Annotated in this window: 15 protein-coding genes; 12 read left to right on the plus strand and 3 right to left on the minus strand. The window is 72.0% G+C overall.

Annotation, left to right across the window (positions count from 1 at the left end):
* The first annotated feature begins 73 nt into the window (after nucleotides 1-73).
* The 5 genes from GFH29_RS12775 to GFH29_RS12795 all read left to right on the plus strand — a co-directional run bounded on the left by GFH29_RS12775 (nucleotide 74) and on the right by GFH29_RS12795 (nucleotide 5777).
* A complete protein-coding gene (locus tag GFH29_RS12775) occupies nucleotides 74-172 on the plus strand; it encodes an urease subunit gamma (protein ID WP_224769027.1) in 99 nt (32 codons plus the stop codon).
* Nucleotides 173-208: 36 nt separating this feature from the next.
* Complete coding sequence (locus GFH29_RS12780) at nucleotides 209-553, plus strand: urea transporter (RefSeq protein WP_323368694.1); 345 nt, start codon at nucleotides 209-211, stop codon at nucleotides 551-553.
* Nucleotides 554-622: 69 nt separating this feature from the next.
* The gene (locus tag GFH29_RS12785; protein ID WP_153324194.1) at nucleotides 623-1438 is read left to right on the plus strand and encodes an ATP-binding cassette domain-containing protein; all 816 of its coding nucleotides are present in this window, start codon (nucleotides 623-625) and stop codon (nucleotides 1436-1438) included.
* Nucleotides 1435-3528: a YhgE/Pip domain-containing protein gene (locus GFH29_RS12790; protein ID WP_153324196.1), complete on the plus strand. Its 2094-nt coding sequence runs from the start codon at nucleotides 1435-1437 to the stop codon at nucleotides 3526-3528. The genes GFH29_RS12785 and GFH29_RS12790 overlap by 4 nt, the downstream gene beginning before the upstream one ends.
* Nucleotides 3525-5777, plus strand: a complete 2253-nt coding sequence (locus tag GFH29_RS12795) for a helix-turn-helix transcriptional regulator (protein WP_153324198.1) — start codon at nucleotides 3525-3527, stop codon at nucleotides 5775-5777. Before GFH29_RS12790 ends, GFH29_RS12795 begins: the two co-directional genes overlap by 4 nt.
* Nucleotides 5778-5799: 22 nt before the next feature.
* On the opposite strand, the gene GFH29_RS12800 is transcribed toward GFH29_RS12795, so the two are convergent.
* The 3 genes from GFH29_RS12800 to GFH29_RS12810 form a co-directional block, all read right to left on the minus strand.
* Nucleotides 5800-6135, minus strand: a complete 336-nt coding sequence (locus GFH29_RS12800) for a carboxymuconolactone decarboxylase family protein (RefSeq protein ID WP_153324200.1) — start codon at nucleotides 6133-6135, stop codon at nucleotides 5800-5802.
* 103 nt (nucleotides 6136-6238) lie between these two features.
* On the minus strand, nucleotides 6239-6661 hold the full coding sequence (locus GFH29_RS12805; protein WP_153324202.1) for a hypothetical protein: 423 nt from the start codon (nucleotides 6659-6661) through the stop codon (nucleotides 6239-6241).
* Nucleotides 6662-6666: 5 nt separating this feature from the next.
* A complete protein-coding gene (locus GFH29_RS12810; protein WP_153324204.1) occupies nucleotides 6667-8145 on the minus strand; it encodes an APC family permease in 1479 nt (492 codons plus the stop codon).
* Nucleotides 8146-8285: 140 nt separating this feature from the next.
* On the opposite strand from GFH29_RS12810, the gene GFH29_RS12815 reads away from it, so the two are divergent.
* The 7 genes from GFH29_RS12815 (at nucleotide 8286) to GFH29_RS12845 (ending at nucleotide 16932) form a co-directional block, all read left to right on the plus strand.
* Entirely contained in the window at nucleotides 8286-9851 is a 1566-nt protein-coding gene (locus GFH29_RS12815; RefSeq protein ID WP_153324206.1) for a peptide chain release factor 3, read from the plus strand.
* Nucleotides 9852-10027: 176 nt separating this feature from the next.
* A complete protein-coding gene (locus tag GFH29_RS12820; RefSeq protein ID WP_153324208.1) occupies nucleotides 10028-10993 on the plus strand; it encodes an alpha/beta hydrolase in 966 nt (321 codons plus the stop codon).
* 101 nt (nucleotides 10994-11094) lie between these two features.
* A complete protein-coding gene (locus GFH29_RS12825; protein ID WP_194289106.1) occupies nucleotides 11095-11988 on the plus strand; it encodes an alpha/beta hydrolase family protein in 894 nt (297 codons plus the stop codon).
* Between the two features lie 69 nt (nucleotides 11989-12057).
* The gene (locus GFH29_RS12830) at nucleotides 12058-13914 is read left to right on the plus strand and encodes a RecQ family ATP-dependent DNA helicase (protein ID WP_228387471.1); all 1857 of its coding nucleotides are present in this window, start codon (nucleotides 12058-12060) and stop codon (nucleotides 13912-13914) included.
* Nucleotides 13915-14069: 155 nt separating this feature from the next.
* Complete coding sequence (locus GFH29_RS12835) at nucleotides 14070-15002, plus strand: calcium-binding protein (protein ID WP_153324212.1); 933 nt, start codon at nucleotides 14070-14072, stop codon at nucleotides 15000-15002.
* 109 nt (nucleotides 15003-15111) lie between these two features.
* Nucleotides 15112-15534 carry a hypothetical protein gene (locus GFH29_RS12840; RefSeq protein WP_153324214.1) on the plus strand — a complete coding sequence of 141 codons (423 nt, stop codon included), beginning with the start codon at nucleotides 15112-15114 and terminating at the stop codon, nucleotides 15532-15534.
* Nucleotides 15535-15933: 399 nt separating this feature from the next.
* A complete protein-coding gene (locus tag GFH29_RS12845) occupies nucleotides 15934-16932 on the plus strand; it encodes an IS30 family transposase (RefSeq protein WP_267128520.1) in 999 nt (332 codons plus the stop codon).
* Nucleotides 16933-16990 lie beyond the last annotated feature (58 nt).

The raw sequence follows: 16990 nt of genomic DNA on the forward strand, positions 1-16990 counted from the left end.
AGGGTGTTCGTGATATTCGACACTCCGTCACCGGCTGTGCTGGCGGTCCCCAACCCGGAAGGTCGTCGAGGCCATGAACCTGACCCCTCGAGAGATCGACAAGCTCTACGTCTACCAGGTCGCGGACCTCGCCCGGCGTCGTCGGGAGCGGGGCACGAAGCTCATGCCCTGACCACGAGGGTGCACGTGCGCTCGCCCCCCCCAGCACATCGCCGACGGCACCGGCGAGTCGATGCTGCGCTCTCTGCTCACCAACGTCTCCGAGGTGGTGCTGGTCAACAGCGTCCGGTCGGGCGCACTGATCCTGATCGGGCTCTTCGTCGCCTCCTGGAAGGTCGGGCTCGCGGCCGCCATGGGCAGCGTGATCGGCACGCTGTGCGCCTGGGCGATGGGCGAGAGCTCGGCGACCATCGACCAGGGACTCTCCGGCTATTCCGGCGTCCTGACCGCCATCGCGCTGGCCGCGGTGTTCCTGGTCGGCAACGCCGCCGCCTGGGCCTACGCCGTCCTGCTCGTCATCGCTGCCTACATCCCCGCACTGCGGCGGCCATGAGCACGCCGCGCGGGGACACCCACTCCCGCCCGGCACCCGGCCTCCGCGCCGCACCAGGAAGGCACTGACGTGCAGCTCTCACTGGACCGGATCCACGTCCAGGGCCGCCGCGGCCCGCTGCTCCGGCTCGACCACCTCGAGGTGGAGACCGGCGAGTGCGTGCTGCTGGCCGGTGAGCCCGGCCAGGGCCACACCGCCCTCGCGCTGGCACTGACCGGTCGGTTGGCGCCGGACGCCGGCCGGGTCCGGCTGCTGCGCGACGACGGCACGCAGACCGCCCAGCGCAAGGAGCTGCGCCGACGCAGCGCCGTGGTCGACCTCCCCGCGGTCTCCGAGCCCGTCGAGGCGGTGCGCGTCGGGACCGTCGTCGCCGAGGACCTCTCCCTCGCGCGACGCACCGTCTGGCCCGGGGTGCCGGTCAAGTGGCTCTCGGCGCACCGGCTGGCCTCGCTGGAGCGCAACCGGGTGGACACCCTGCCCGGCCCGGTGCGCACCGCCCTGCTCACCGCCCTGGCCGCCGAGCGCAAGGGCGTGCGGTTCCTCGTGCTCTCGCTGCCCGACCGGCACGGCGGCGACCCCTCGCAGTGGTGGTCGATCGCGCAGGCCTACGCCGCCGTCGGCTACGGCGTGCTCGTGCAGTGCGGGCTGTCCTCGGCGCGCGACCTCGGGATGAGGCTGCCCCCGCCGGAGCACGGCAGCGACCAGCACACGACGCCGCTGGAGGCGCTGCGGGTCCGGCCGCAGCGCGAGCCCCGCGACTCCGACGGCGGCACGCCACCACCGGCGTCGGCGCTCGTCGACACCATCTGGCTCTTCGGCGCTCCACCGACCGGCGAGCCGCACCCGGGGCCTCCGGCTCCGCAGCGGAGGGAGCAGGAGCCATGATCGTCGTCCGGCTGGCCATCACCGAGCTGCGACGGATCACGGCCGGGGTGCTGCCCAAGATGGCCGTCCTGGCCATGATCGTGATCCCGTCGCTGTACGCCGGCCTCTACGTCTACGCCAACGAGGACCCCTACGACTCCCTCGAGCGGGTGCCGGCCGCGCTGGTCGTCCAGGACCAGGGCGCGCAGCTGCGCAACTCGGCCACCGGCGAGACCGAGCAGGTGAACTACGGCGACGACGTCGCCCGCCGACTGCTCGACGGATCCGGTGGGTTCGGCTGGGTCGAGACGACCCAGAAGGAGGCCGAGGAGGGCGTCGACACCGGGCGCTACGACGCGGCGCTCATCATCGGGCCGCGCTTCTCCGCCGATCTGGTCTCCACCTCGCGGTTCAAGCCGCGCAAGGCCAGCCTGGACCTGCTGACGAACGACGCGACCAACTACCTGGCCACCACCATCGCCACGACGATCGCCGACGACGTGCGCACGACGATCGCCCAGCAGGTCGGCACCAAGGCGGCCAGCCGGTTCCTCCAGGGTCTCGGGGTGGTCCACACCGATCTCACCCGCGGCGTGCGAGGCGCGCAGCGGCTGGTCGACGGGACCACCCGGCTCTCCCGGGGCACCGTCGAGCTCGTCGAGGGCACGGCTCGCCTGGCCGGCGGCGCCGAGCAGGCGGCCAGCGGCGCAGCCCGCCTCTCGGAGGGGACGAACCGACTCTCGGAGGGGGCGGAGCGTCTCCAACAGGGCACCGCCACCTTGGCCTCGGGCCTGCAGACGCTGCGATCGCGGACCGCGACGTTGCCGGCCGACACCGCCCGGCTGGCGAGCGGCGCGCAACGGGTGGCCGACGGCAACCGTCAGGTCGCGACCATCGGGCGCGAGGCGGCCGCCGTCTCGCGGGTGGTCGTCGACCAGCTGCGCGCCGCCCGCAGGTCGCTGGCCGACGCGCTCGCGGTGCTCGTCCAGGACGGCCTGCTCACCCGGACCGCGGCGGACCAGCTGCTCAACCAGCTCAGCGTGACCGCGATCCCGGTGGACCGCGTGAACACCCGGATCCAGCGCGCCGCCGCCCAGCTGGACCGGCTCAGCCGCGGGTCCGCCGAGGTCGCGTCCGGCGCGCGCCGGCTGGCCGCGGCCGCGCCCACCCTCGTCGAGGGCATCGAGCGAGCTGCGTCCGGCGGCAGCGAGGTCGCCTCCGGCAGCACCACGCTGGCCAGTGGCGCACGCACGCTGGCCGACGACACCGGCCGTCTGGTGGCCGGTGCCGACGAGCTGTCCGCCGGCGCGAACCGGCTCGCGTCCTCGAGCGCGACCCTGCGCGACGGGGGCGCGCGGCTGGAGTCCGGCACGACCGAGCTGCGCAACGGCCTGGCCCGCGGGCTGCGCAAGGTCCCCGACCTCGACGAGCGGACGGAGCGGCGTACGGCGCAGACCATCGGCGACCCCGTCGGCGTCCGCGACGACACGCTCGCGCGTGCCGGGTCCTACGGCGCCGGCCTCGCCCCGTTCTTCATGTCCCTCGCCGTGTGGATCGGCGCCTACATGCTCTTCCTGCTGGTCCGTCCGCTCTCGGTGCGCTCGCTGGCGGCCGACGGCCCCTCGGCCCGCACCGCGCTCGGGGGCCTGGTGCCACCGGCGGTCGTCGCGGCCTTCCAGACCGCCGTGATGTTCGCGATCGTCCGCTTCGGCCTCGACATCGACCCGGCGCACGAGCTCGCCACAGCCGCCGTGCTGCTGGTCGCGTCGGTGACCTTCGTGGCCATCATCCAGGCGCTCAACGCCTGGCTGGGCACGGTCGGTGAGTTCATCGGGCTGGTGCTGATGCTCGTGCAGCTGGTCACCGCGGGCGGCACCTTCCCGTGGGAGACGATCCCCGAGCCGTTGCGCTCGATGCACTGGTTCCTGCCGATGACCTACGCCGTCGACAGCCTGCGCCAGACGCTGTACGGCGGGGAGCTCGCGATCGTGGCGCGCAACCTCGGGGTGCTGCTCGGCGTCTGCCTCATCGCCCTGCTCGCGACCGCGCTCGCCGCGCGACGACAGAAGGTCTGGACGCCCAACCGGCTCCAGCCGGAGCTCGTCCTGTGAACCGCCCCGCGGGCGCCGGCGAGCCCGGGCAGCCGCGCGCGCGGCTCGACGGCGTCCTGCTAGACGTCAAGCTCGCCTTCCCGCCGGTGCGTCCCGGTCTCGTCAGCCGGGCACCGCTCACCGATGAGGTGCGTGGCAGCGGCGCCATCGCCGTCGGGGTCACGGCCCCCGCCGGCTACGGCAAGTCGACGCTGCTGATCGAGTGGGCGAACCGCGAACGCCGCCGGGTCGGCTGGATCTCGCTCGACCGGCTCGACGACGACGCGGGCAGGCTGCTGTTCCTCCTGGCCTCGGCCTACGAGCGGGCGATGCCCGAGCAGGCCGGCCTGGCCGCCGCGGTCAAGGGCCTGGGAGCGGCCGCGCTCGCGCGGGGTGCCCCCTACGTCGCGGCCGCCCTCAGCCGGGCGCCGACGCCCTTCGTGCTCCTGGTCGACGACCTGCACGAGCTCCGTGCGCCCGCCTGTCACGACGTCCTGGGCGTCGTGCTCGCCGCCGTCCCGCCCGGCTCCCAGGTCGTGACCGCCAGCCGCCACCAGCAACCGCACCTGCCCTTGCTCCGCGCGGCCGGCGACGCCGTGGAGCTCACCGCGGCCGACCTCGCCCTCGATGCCGGCGGGGCGGAGCAGATCTTCGCCGCCGCGGACGTCGACCTGACACCCGAGCAGGCGATCGCGGTGACGCAGCGGACCGAGGGCTGGCCGGTGGGGCTGCGCCTCGCCTCCCTGATCGCCCACGAGGTGCGCAGCGACGACTGGGAGCTCTCGGGCGAGGACCCCTTCATCGCCGACTACCTCCAGCTCGCCGTGTTCCGCCGCCTGGACCCCGCGGTGCGGGAGTTCCTCCGGCGCACCGCGATCCTCGACCGGCTCCACGGGCCGCTCTGCGATGCCGTCCTGGAGCAGGTGGGTGCCACGAGCCTGCTGCGGGAGCTCGAGGCGTCGAGCTCCTTCCTGACGCCCCTGGACAGGAGGCGGGACTGGTACCGCCACCACGCCCTCTTCCGCGACTTCCTCCTCGCCGAGCTGCGCCGCACGGAGCCGGAGCTGATCGAGAAGCTGCACCTGCGCGCGGCCGACTGGTTCGAGGCCCACGGGTCCCCGGGAATGGCGGTCGAGCACCTCCTGGCAACCCGTCAGCGGGACAGGTGCGCCCAGCTCGTGGCCGAGCTGGCACTTCAGACGTACGGCGACGGGCAGATCTCCGTGGTCCGGCGCTGGCTCGCCGCGCTCGGCGACGCGACGATCGAGGCCTACCCACCGCTGGCGGTCCTCGCCGCCCGGCTGGCGGCGATGGAGGGCGAGACCGCCGGCGCGGAGCGGTGGGCGAGCGTCGCTGAGCGGAGCTCCTTCGACCTGACGCCGACGGACGGATCGGCGTCCCTGGCGTCGTCGCGATCGATGCTGCGCGCCCTGATGTGTGCCGCCGGCCCCGCACAGATGCGTGCGGACGCCGACCTCGCAGCACGGGCGGAACCGGAGTGGAGCCCGTGGCGTCCCACGGCGCTGTGCCTCCTCGCCGAGGCACAGCTGCTCCTCGACCACCCGGCGCGGGCAACGAGGTCCTTCGAGGAGGCGTCAGCGGCGGGCCGCCGGACCGGCAACACCGAGGCAGTGGTGCTCAGCGAGGCGGGTCTGGCCCTCATCGACATGGACGAGGGGCGGTGGGACGACGCGGCCGCCCACGTCGAGCGCGCCCAACGCACCGTCGAGCTCCACCAGCTGGAGGACTACGCGATCAGTCTGCTGCCCTGTGCGGCTGCGGCGCGTCTCGCCCTGCACCGCGCGGAGCCGGTGGCGGCCGACCGCCAGCTCACCCGCGCCATGCGCTCCCGAGCGGCCTCCACCTTCGCGATGCCCTGCCTGGCGACACGGGGCAGGCTCCAGCTCGCGAAGGTCTACTGGGCCCGCGGTGACCATGCCAGCACCCGGCACCTCCTGCGCGAGATCGACGACGTGCTGCGGCACCGACCCGAGCTCGGCACGCTGGTCGGCCAGGTCGAGGACTTCCGCACGCTGACGACGACCTCGACCACCCGGGCGATCCGACACGAGGTGCCGCTCACCCCGGCCGAGCTCCGGCTCCTGCCCTACCTCCAGACGCACCTCAAGATCGCTGACATCGCCGAGCGCCTGCGGGTCTCCCGCAACACCGTCGCCTCCGAGGTGGCTGCCATCTATCGCAAGCTGGGGGTGTCCTCCCGGGGCGAGGCGGTCACCCGGGCGACCCTCCTCGGCCTTCTCGGCGAATGAGCCGCGGGTCGCCCGCGACCGTTCACGCCTGCGGAAGGTCGTCGGTGTCGAGGCCCAGGGCCAGCGCCAGCGCCGGGGCTGCCGCCACCACGCGCACCCGCCCGACGACCGGGAGCAGCTCGACCAGGACGTCGACGATCTCCTCGACACTGGCCCCGGCGCTCAGCGCGTCGTCGGCGAGCTGACCGTACGACGGCCCGGCTCCCCCGCCGATCGCCACGAGCGCGGCGAGACGGGCCAGGCTCACGGTCTTGGCGTCGAGCGGGCGTCCGGATCGGGCACCGGCGCTGGCCCTCCCCTCGGCGTCGGCCGGCAGCTGGTCGAAGGCCAACCGGCGAAGCCGCTCTCGTGGGTCCATGGATGTGCTCGTCTCCGGTCAGGACGATGGCCGCGAGGCCCGCGCCCACCATCGGCTGCCGGGTTCGCCGTACATCTCCGGGTCGCGCTCTCGGCTGCCCCGGCTAGTTGGACGGTGTCGGGATGGTCTCCTCGGTGCCGAGGTCGTCGAGCTCGTCGCGGAGCTCGTCGGCCTTGTCCGGGCAGTAGGTGTCGACGACGGTGAGGTCGTACGCGACGACGCTCGGGTCCAGCACGACGCGGCGCAGGTGCAGCGCGTTGTTGCCGAACTGCGACAGCGACAGTTGTTGCTGAAGCTCCCCGACGTTCTCGCAGCTCACCCCGCCGTCGGTGCCGTAGAGCTGGGTCGCGGTGTCCTCGTCGATGGGGACCAGGCCCTCGTCGGCGAGGTTCTCGTTCAGCTGGGCGGCGAGCTCCTTGGCCCGGTCGCTGTCGGGGTCGGACGCGGTCCCCGCGGACGAGCAGGCGGTCAGCGCGACGCCGGCCGCGACGACCAGGGCGGCTGCGTGGAGACGGTTCGTGGTCATCGCGATCAGGCCTCCTGGACCGGCGCGTCGTGGGTGTGGTCAGCGGAAGGCTCGACCTTCCACTCGGGCTTGCGGAGCTTGTAGAGCACCAGCGGCCAGATCCCGAGGAGCACGATGCCGGCCACGAGGATCAGGATGTAGATGCTCTGGGGCGTCGAGTCCGCGTTGCCCGACGGCTCGACGAACCCGAGGATGAAGGCGGCGAGGCTCGCCACGAAGCCGACCGATCCGACCAGGGTCATCGCCGGGGTGCGGAAGCCGCGCTTCACGTCGGGGTGGCTGCGCCGCAGCTTCATGGCTGCCAGGAACATGATCATGTACATGATCAGGTAGATCTGCACGGCCATCGCGGTGAGGATCCAGAACACCGACTGCACCGAGGGCAGCACCGCGAACAGCACCGCCAGGACCGTGACGATCAGGCCCTGCACCAGCATGATCGGGACCTGCATCCCCCGGTTGTTGGTCTTCTGCAGGCTCGGCGGGAGGTAGCCCTCCTTGCCCACCATGAGCAGGCCCTTGCTCGGGCCAGGGATCCAGGTCACCACGGAGGCGAGGATCCCGATGACGATCAGCAGGGCCATCACGGTCGTCGCCCAGGGGATCCCGAGATGTCCGAAGAAGACGTCGAAGGCCTGCAGCACGCCCTGGGTCAGGTTGACGCTGGAGCCCGGAACGCCCACGGAGATGGCGAGGGTCGGCAGGATGAACACGAAGAGGATGACGACGACCGAGAGCACGATCGCCTTCGGGAACTCCCGGGCGGGCCGGCGCATCTCGTTCACGTGCACGGCGTTCATCTCCATGCCCGCGTAGGAGAGGAAGTTGCTCACGATCAGGACGACACTGGCCAGCCCGGTGAACTTCGGGAACCAGTTCGCGTCGTCGATCGACTGCAGGTTCGACGTCCCGCCATCGGCCATGAACACGACGGCGAAGATGATCAGGGCCGCGGCCGGAACGAGCGTGCCGACCAGGAACCCCCAGGTGCCCACCTTGGCGAAGGCGTCGACACCGCGGGTCGCGATCAGCGTCGAGAGCCAGTAGACGGCGAGGATGACGATCCCGGTGAAGAGGCCGGAGTTGGCCAGCTTCGGGTCGAACACGTAGGCCAGCGCCGAGGCGAAGAACGCCAGCTGCGCCGGGTACCACGCGACGTTCTGCATCCACTGCTGCCAGATCGCGATGAACCCGACCCGGTCGCCGTAGGCCTCCTTCACCCAGACGAAGACCCCGCCCTTCCAGCCACTGGCGAGCTCGGCCGCGACGAGAGCGACCGGCACCATGAAGAGGATCGCGGGGAGGATGTAGAGGAAGATCGATGCCCACCCGTAGGGGGCCATCGCCGGGAGGCCGCGCACGCTGGCGACCGCCGTGGCGATGAGGATGGCCATCGAGGTCCAGCTGATGAACGACTTTCCGGGCGTCTGTCCCTGTGCCTGTGATCCCGGCCCCTCGGGCTGTTGGTCCTGAGCGTGCGACATGACCCCCGCCTTCCGCTGGTGTGGTCCGGGTTACGACGCTACGGCGGGGTCGCGGGAAGGGTCATCACTCACGATGAGTGACGTCACAGGGCGAGCACGCGGACTGAGGCTCGACGCCCGCTCCCCGGTAGGTTCAGCGGGTGTCCGACACCCGTCCCCGCCGTACGTTCGCCGTCATCAGCCATCCTGACGCCGGCAAGTCCACTCTCACCGAGGCGCTCGCGCTGCACGCGCGGGTCATCACCGAGGCCGGTGCGGTCCACGGCAAGGGCGACCGGCGGGCCACTGTCTCGGACTGGATGGCGATGGAGAAGGCCCGCGGCATCTCGATCACCTCGGCGGCCCTGCAGTTCGTCTACCGCGACCACGTGATCAACCTGGTCGACACCCCCGGTCACAGCGACTTCTCCGAGGACACCTACCGGGTGCTCTCGGCCGTCGACTCCGCGGTGATGCTGGTCGACGCCGGCAAGGGGCTGGAGCCGCAGACGCTCAAGCTCTTCCAGGTCTGCGCGCTGCGCGGCATCCCGGTCATCACCGTCATCAACAAGTGGGACCGGCCCGGCCTCTCCCCGCTGGAGCTGATGGACGAGATCGAGCGACGCATCAAGCTGCGCCCGACCCCGCTGACCTGGCCGGTCGGCGAGGCCGGCGACTTCCGCGGCGTGCTGGACCGGCGTACCGGGGAGTTCGTGAAGTACACCCGCACCGCCGGCGGCGCGACGATCGCGCCGGAGCGGCGGATGTCCTCCGACGAGGTCGGCGAGGAGGACGCCGCCGTCTGGGCAGACGCGGTCGAGGAGCACGAGCTGCTCGAGCTCGACGGCGCCGACCACGACCAGGAGCGGTTCCTCTCCGGCGCGACCACGCCGGTCATGTTCGCCTCCGCGCTGCAGAACTTCGGCGTCGCCCAGCTGCTCGACCTGCTCCTCGACCTCGCCCCCGGCCCGAGCGCCACCGCCGGCGTCGACGGCACCGTGCGCGAGGTCGACGACGAGTTCAGCGCCTTCGTCTTCAAGGTGCAGTCGGGCATGAACCAGGCGCACCGCGACCGCCTCGCCTACGCCCGCGTCGTCTCGGGCCGCTTCGAGCGCGGCATGGTCGTCACCCACGCCGCGACCGGCCGCCCGTTCGCGACCAAGTACGCCCAGTCGGTCTTCGGACGCGACACCGCCTCGGTCGACCACGCCGCCCCCGGCGACATCATCGGGTTCGTCAACGCCCAGGCGCTGCGCGTCGGCGACACGGTCTACGTCGGCGACCCGATCGAGTACCCGCCGGTCCCCAGCTTCGCCCCCGAGCACTTCATGGCCGCCAGCGCCGGCGACATCGGTCGCTACAAGCAGTTCCGCCGCGGCATCGAGCAGCTCGACCAGGAAGGCGTCGTGCAGGTGCTGCGCTCGGACCTGCGCGGCGACCAGAGCCCGGTGCTCGCCGCCGTCGGCCCGCTGCAGTTCGAGGTCGTCGAGGACCGGATGAAGAACGAGTTCAACTCCCCCATCCGCTTCTCCCGCCTCGACTACCAGGTCGCCCGCATCACCGACGCGGACGGCGCCCTGGCGCTGCGCGGCAAGCGCGGCGTGGAGGTGCTCCAGCGCACCGACGGCACCCACCTGGCCCTCTTCGTGGACCAGTGGCGCGCCAACGTGACCGCGCGGGACAACCCCGACATCCGCCTCGAGGCGCTCCCGGCCGGCGGGAGCTGAGCAGGCCCCGGGGCCGTGTGCGGGGCCGGTCCCGGTCCGCACAGCGGAACCCAGGTCACGGCACGGTCACATTACGTCCGAATCGGGAATAACATATATCCTTCTATGCATTGACGGCCCTACCTTCCGCGTGGGGATGCGGTACGACGCCGCATCACGACCATCGGAGGATGTTTGTGAAGAAGAACAAGCGGGCTCTCTTCGCCGGACTGCTGGCCGCGGGCACGATGCTCAGCGGACTGGTCGGCATGGCGCCGACGGCGCAGGCCGCGGAGCAGGCGTGCAACAACTACAGCTCGTCGACCAGCAGGTGCGTCAACACCCAGCTCGTGATCGACGGCACCAGCCACAGCGTCGACTGGTACCTGCCGAACTCCACGGCCTCGGCGCTGATGGTGCTCAACCACGGGTTCACCCGCGGCTGCGGCCACCTGCGCGGCACCAGCAAGGCGATCGCCGAGAAGGGCGTGATGGTGCTCTGCGTCAACGGCGACATGACCGCCGGCAACCCCGAGCTCGCCAGCGACCTGGGCGACCTGATGACCGCGCGCACCTTCGCCCCGCCGGCCGGCAAGGCGCTGCCGAGCCGGTACATCGTCGGCGGGCACTCCGCCGGTGGTCACTTCGCGAGCGCGCTGGGCGCCCGCCTCGACGCCAACGGCTACGGCAATCTCGCCGGCGCGGTCCTGTTCGACCCCGTCGCCGCCGGCGGCTTCACCGCCAACCTGCAGGCGATCTCCGACGGCGGCAACCGGCAGGTGCTGGCCGTGACCGCCCGCCCGAGCCTGACCAACAGCTTCAACAACGCCCACGAGGCGCTGATCGGGCTGGCCAACCCCTACGTCGGGCTCCAGCTCGTGTGGGAGAAGTACACCCTGGGCGTGCCGGTCGGCGGCAGCTGCCACATCGACGTCGAGGGCGAGAACACCGACATCATCGGCATCGCCGGCGCCGGCTGCTCGGCCAACAGCACCCAGACCGCGCGGCTGCGTGACTTCGGCTCCACGTGGGCCAAGGACCTCGCGACCGGCACCCGCACCGCGGCGTACTACTGCACCGACGCGGCGGTCGTCTCCACCTGCGGGGCCAAGGTGAAGGACCTCGTCGACCGCAGCCTGCCGCTCGCCGCGCCGATCCGCTGACCCTCGTCACCTGCCTGCCGCTGCGGCGCAGGCACTCCCCCCACCTAAGGACGACCATGTCACGACTTCGCGCCCTACCGACGCGCGCACTCTCGGCCCTGGTGCTCACCGCCCTCCTCGGGCTGGCGGCGCCGAGCACGGCCACCGCGGAAACCGCATCCCCGATCACGCCCGCGGCCGTCTCGACCTACCAGTCGCAGATCACCAACGACGGCACCAGCGTCTACTACCCGACGAACGCCACCGGCGAGCTGCCGGTCGCGCTGCTGCTCCAGGGCGGCAAGGTGCACCGCCAGCACTACAGCCAGTACGCCGCGGCGGTCGCGTCGTACGGCTTCGTGGTGGTGACCCCCAACCACCGCCGGCTGAACTTCTTCGACACCGACTACTACACCTCGACCAGCCAGGTCGGGGAGACGCTGTCGTGGATGGCGACCGAGAACGCGAAGGCGTCCTCGCCGCTGCACGGGCGCATCGACACCGACACGATGGTCCTGCTCGGCCACTCCTTCGGAGGTGCGACCGGGCTGTCCATCGCCGAGGACACGTGCTCCATCCCGTTCTGCACGACCCTCTCCTTCGACCTGCCGGCGGCGGTGAAGGCGGGCTCGTTCTACGGGACCAACAACGCGATCCTGGGGATCTACCCGAGCATCGACAACCAGATCCCGGTGCAGCTCGTGCAGGGGCAGTCCGACGGCATGGCCGAGCCGGCGCAGGCCGAGAAGACCTACGCCAAGATCGCGAACGGGCGCAAGCAGATCGTCCGGGTCTCCGGTGCCAACCACTACGGCATCACCAACGTCCAGAACCCCAGCGGGGCGGAGGCGGAGACCAGCGCCCAGACCAGCACCCAGGCCGCGAGCATCGCCACCTCTGCCCGGTGGTCGGCGCTCTGGCTGCGGGCCCAGCTCGGCGACAGTGCCGCGGCGACGTACGTCTACACGACGGGCGACGCGGCGGACCCCAGCGTCACGGTCACCAGCGTCCGCTGACGCTCTGACCCGGACGGGCCGCCACCCCGGTGGCGGTCCGTCCGTGGTCGGTGCGAGACGCTGACGCCCGTGCCCGACGCCGACACCGCCCTGCACGTCCTGCGGACCCGGTTCGGGCACGACGCGTTCCGCGGCCAGCAGGCCGCGATCGTCGAGACCGTCGTCGCCGGGCGCGACGCCCTGGTCCTGATGCCGACCGGCGGCGGCAAGTCGCTGTGCTACCAGGTCCCCGCGCTCGTGCGACCTGGCACCGGCGTCGTGGTCTCGCCGTTGATCGCGCTCATGCACGACCAGGTCGCGGCCCTGGGCGCGCTCGGGATCCGCGCGGCGTTCTGGAACTCATCCCTCGGCCCGACCGCTCGCCGCGAGGTCACCCGTGCGTACGCCGCCGGCGAGCTCGACCTGCTCTACCTCTCTCCCGAGCGGCTCGCCGCGCCGGGCACGCTCGACCTGCTGGCCCGGGCGCCGATCAGCGTGATCGCGATCGACGAGGCTCACTGCGTGGCCTCGTGGGGCCACGACTTCCGCCCCGACTACCTGACGATCTCCCGCCTCACCGCGCGGTTCCCCGACGTGCCGCGGATCGCCCTCACGGCCACGGCCACCGCGGCGACCGCCGCCGAGATCGCCGAGCGGCTGGACCTGCGACTCGGCCCGGCCGGTGAGGGCCGGTTCGTGGCGTCCTTCGACCGGCCCAACATCGAGTACCGGATCGTGGCCAAGGACGCGGAGCCGCGGCGCCAGCTGCTCGACCTGCTCGCCCGCGAGCACGTCGGCGACTCCGGCATCGTCTACTGCCTCACCCGGCGCTCGGTCGAGGAGACCGCCGCCTTCCTCTCCGCGCACGGCATCGAGGCGCTCGCCTACCACGCAGGGATGCCGACGGAGGTCCGCAGCGCCGCCCAGGCCCGGTTCCAGCACGAGCCGCTCGTCGTGGTCGCGACCATCGCCTTCGGCATGGGCATCGACAAGCCCGACGTGCGCTTCGTGGCCCACCTGGACCTGCCGAAGTCGATCGAGGGCTACTACCAGGAGACCGGCCGCGCCGGGCGCGACGGTCGCCCGGCCACCGCCTGGCTCGCCTACGGGACCAGCGACGTGGCCCAGCTGCGCCGCTTCATCGCGCGCTCGCCCGGCGGCGTGGCGCAGCGCCGGGTGCAGGCCGCGAACCTGGAGTCGATGCTCGCGCTGTGCGAGACCCTGCAGTGCCGCCGCGGGCAGCTGCTGGCCTACTTCGCCCAGCCGGCACCCGAGCGCTGCGGGAGGTGCGACACCTGCACCGCCCCGCCCGCGGCGTACGACGCCACGGCTGCTGCCCAGGCCCTGCTCGGCGCCGTCGCGGAGCTCGCCCAGGACCGGCGGGTGGTCGACACCGCCGGTCTGCTCGAGCACCTGGGCGAGGTGGAGGTGCCCGCGGAGCGGCTGCGCGCCGTCGTACGACAGCTGCTCACACAGGGCCACCTTGCCTGCGACGTCCGGGGCCGGCAGACGCTGCACCTGAGCCCGACCTCGGCGCCGGTGCTGCGCGGGGAGGTCCGGGTGGAGCTGCGCCGCGACCAGCCGGTCGCTGCGGCCCCGGCACCGCGGGCCACCCGGGCGCGGAAGCGACGCGCGACCGCGACGCGCTCGCGTCGTCGTACCGCCCGCGGCCGCACGCGTACGCCGACCCGCACCGCCGCTCCGGTCGTCCTCGGCGACCTCGACGCCGCGGCCCGGGACCGCTTCGACGCGTTGCACGCGTGGCGCCGCGAGCAGGCCACGGCCCTTGGTCTGCAGCCGTTCCTCATCCTCCAGGACCGCACGTTGGTCTCGATCGCCGAGCGCAACCCGCGCGACGCCGAGCAGCTGCTCGACGTCGCCGGGATCGGGCCGAAGAAGCTCGAGCGCTGGGGCGGGCCGGTGCTCGAGGTGCTCGGCCGGCGCTGAGCCTGCCCCTCTTTCCGCTTGCCTTTCACCCAGCGAACGCCGCCGTCCCTGATCTCGGGGAGGTCCGCGGTCACCGCTGACCCTGCTCGAGGACCGCCCTTCGATGGTGGGAGGCGTCGTCCGGCGCCGAGGAGAGGAGATTGGAAGGGGTTCCCATGCACACCACGATCAGAACCGCCGCCGTCGTGTCCACGTCGCTGGCGGCCGTCGTCGCGGGGGCGCTGCTCGGCGCCGGTCCGGCTGCCGCAGTCGTCCCGACCGACACCGTCATCGACTTCACCGGCGACGCCCCCGGAACCAAGGCCCCCGGCTTCGTGAGCGTGGCGACGCCGGACGTCAACTTCCGCGAGACCGGTGGGGGACCGGTCTATGTCGACGACTTCTCGACGTTGAGCAACGGCCAGGCGATCGTCGCCCTGTTCACGCCCACGGCCGGGCTCGACATCCGACTGACCCGCCCGACCACGGGCATCGCGATGGCCTTCGGCAACGACAACCCCGAGCGCGTCAACACCACCTCGAAGGCGCGGCTCCAGGTCTTCCGAGGCCAGTCCCAAGTCGGGGTGGTCGACGTCAATGTCAACGCCAACTCCACGATGGACCAGGTGATCAGGTACGCCGACGCGCGCGTCTTCGACCGAGCGGTCCTCACCTACGTCACCGCGGACGGTGTGCCCGTCGAGCTCCAGGAGGTCGTCGACGACATCACCGTCGCCCCGCGCTGCACGCGGGTGGGCGGCGCCGGCAACAACGTCCTCGTCGGCACCAACGGGCGCGACGTGCTGTGCGGCGATGCCGGCGCCGACGTGATCCGAGGCGGTGGCGGCGCGGACCTGGTGTACGGCGGGCCGGGCTCCGACACCATCTTGGCCGGCGACGACGGCGACTGGGTGAACGGTGGCGACGGCGCGGACAACATCCGGGGCGAGGACGGCGCCGACATCCTGCGCGGCTTCTCCGGGCGCGACCGGATCTCCGGTGGGACCGGAGGCGACGTGCTCGTGGGCGGCACCAGCCGCGACCGCTGCGACGGCGGCTCCGGCCGTGACGTCGGGCAGAGCTGCGAGGTCAGGCGGAGCATCCCCTGACCCTGTGGTCACCGGCGGCGGCGGCATCGGCGCCCGAGCGGCGGGGTGGGCCCGTGCTCGCCGTACTCACGGAGGTCTGAACCCCTCCTCGGAGGGGTAGGACCCTGGCATGCCTCATCCCCTCCATGTCCCTGCCCGCGCCTCCCTCCGACGGGCGGCGGCCACCACGGTCGTGGCGTCCGTCCTGGGCGCCGGCACCCTGCTCGCCTCTCCCGCCCAGGCGGCCTGGACGAGCGGCGCGCTCGTGCACGGCGGGAACGTCCTGGTCTGCAAGGTCCCCCTCGACGGCGGGGACCTGCGGGTTCGCGTGCGCCTCGACAACCGCAAGGCCGAGCACACCCACATCGGCCTGCTCTACCGCTACCGCGGCGGGAAGGAGACCTACGTCAAGGTGCGCGCCGCTGCCGGCAAGCAGTCCGCCACGAAGTCCCTGCGCCTGACCCGCGGGGACGTCGTCGGCTCCGGCATCTCGGAGGTCGGTGTGGGCGGCCTCGGCGGCACGATGACGCGCGCGAGCATCCCCCGCTGCTGAGCGTCGGTCGTGCGGGGGACCTCCCCGGCGCGGCGCTGGCCGCCGCGGCGGTGCGGGGGCGTCCGTAACCGCGCAATTGCTGGGAAAAGCACCTCCGCCGGCCGGCGGAGTCCATCGGTCGAAGCAACGCCGAGTGATGGTGGTGTTGCGATGGGCAGGCGGTACGTGCCGTACGAGGTTCGTGAGGAGTTCTTCGCGTTGGTCTGTGGTGGGTTCGCGCTGCAGGCTGCCGCGGATCGGGTCGGTGTGTCGCATCGAACCGCGACGTACTGGTGGCGATCCTCGGGGCTTGTGAGCCCAGTCATCCAATTCGGTGCGATCGGTGGCCTGCCCGGAAGCGCTCCCGTAGGAGTGCCAGGGATACGCAATCCCGAAGAAGGCCCACGCCGACGGCGGGCGTTGAGCAGCGAGGACCGTGCGGTGATCGCGGCAGGGTTGCGTGCAGGGTGGGCGTTGACCCGGATCGCGACACTGATCGGGCGCGACAAGTCGGTGGTCTCTCGCGAGGTCGCGCGCAACCGCGGCCCCGACGGCTCCTACTGGGCCCCGATCGCGCATCGTGTCGCGCACGAACGGCGACGCCGACCCAAGGCGTTCAAGCTGATCGAGAACCCCGGGCTGTGTCGTCGGATCGAGACCTGGATGGACGACGGGTGGTCGCCAGGACTGATCGCGTCGATGCTGCGCCACGCCCACCCCGGTCACGATCCAGCAGCGAGGATGGCCCGTGTGTCGCACGAGACGATCTACCGGGCGTTGTATGTCCAGACCCGCGGGAGCCTGCGCAAGGACCTGGCCGCGCAGCTGCTGACCAAACGCCGCGCACGCAAGCCGCACGCCGACCCCGACGGGCGCAGGAAAGGGCTGTACCGCGAGGCCTTCACCATCAGCCAACGCCCCGCCGAGGTCGCTGACCGGGCCGTGCCCGGGCACTGGGAGGGTGACCTGATCCTCGGTGCCGGCAACCGCTCCGCGGTCGGGACCCTGGTCGAACGCTCGACGCGGTTCGTGCTCTTGCTGCACCTGCCCGGTCGCCACGACGCAGAGTCAGTGGCCCAGGCGATGATCCGCGAGATGGGTCAGCTGCCGGTGCATCTGCGTCGTTCGCTGACCTGGGACCGCGGCAGCGAGCTGGCTAACTACCGCGATGTCGAGGCCGCCTTGGAGATGCCGGTCTTCTTCTGTGACCCCCACTCGCCCTGGCAGCGCGGGTCGAACGAGAACACCAACCGACTCCTCCGGTTCTGGCTAGAGAAGGGCAGCGACCTCTCAACCCACAGTGCCGACGACCTCGCCCGCATCGCCGCGACCCTGAACAAGCGACCCCGCCCTACCCTGGACCTACGGACCCCAGCCCAAGCGCTGGCCGAGCTGCTCGCCAACCCGGCAGCAGCATGACCGTTGCTTCCACCGATTGACCTCGCCGCCCCGGACCGGTGTTTTTCCCAGCAATTGC

Source organism: Nocardioides sp. dk884, from assembly GCF_009557055.1.
GTDB lineage: Bacteria > Actinomycetota > Actinomycetes > Propionibacteriales > Nocardioidaceae > Nocardioides.

Bases quoted from the DNA above. Each gene is read 5' to 3' on its own strand.
- GFH29_RS12775 (WP_224769027.1), top strand. From the start codon at position 74: ATGAACCTGACCCCTCGAGAGATCGACAAGCTCTACGTCTACCAGGTC.
- GFH29_RS12790 (WP_153324196.1), top strand. From the start codon at position 1,435: ATGATCGTCGTCCGGCTGGCCATCACCGAGCTGCGACGGATCACGGCC.
- GFH29_RS12800 (WP_153324200.1), bottom strand. From the start codon at position 6,135: ATGGACCCACGAGAGCGGCTTCGCCGGTTGGCCTTCGACCAGCTGCCG.
- GFH29_RS12805 (WP_153324202.1), bottom strand. From the start codon at position 6,661: ATGACCACGAACCGTCTCCACGCAGCCGCCCTGGTCGTCGCGGCCGGC.
- GFH29_RS12810 (WP_153324204.1), bottom strand. From the start codon at position 8,145: ATGTCGCACGCTCAGGACCAACAGCCCGAGGGGCCGGGATCACAGGCA.
- GFH29_RS12835 (WP_153324212.1), top strand. From the start codon at position 14,070: ATGCACACCACGATCAGAACCGCCGCCGTCGTGTCCACGTCGCTGGCG.
- GFH29_RS12840 (WP_153324214.1), top strand. From the start codon at position 15,112: ATGCCTCATCCCCTCCATGTCCCTGCCCGCGCCTCCCTCCGACGGGCG.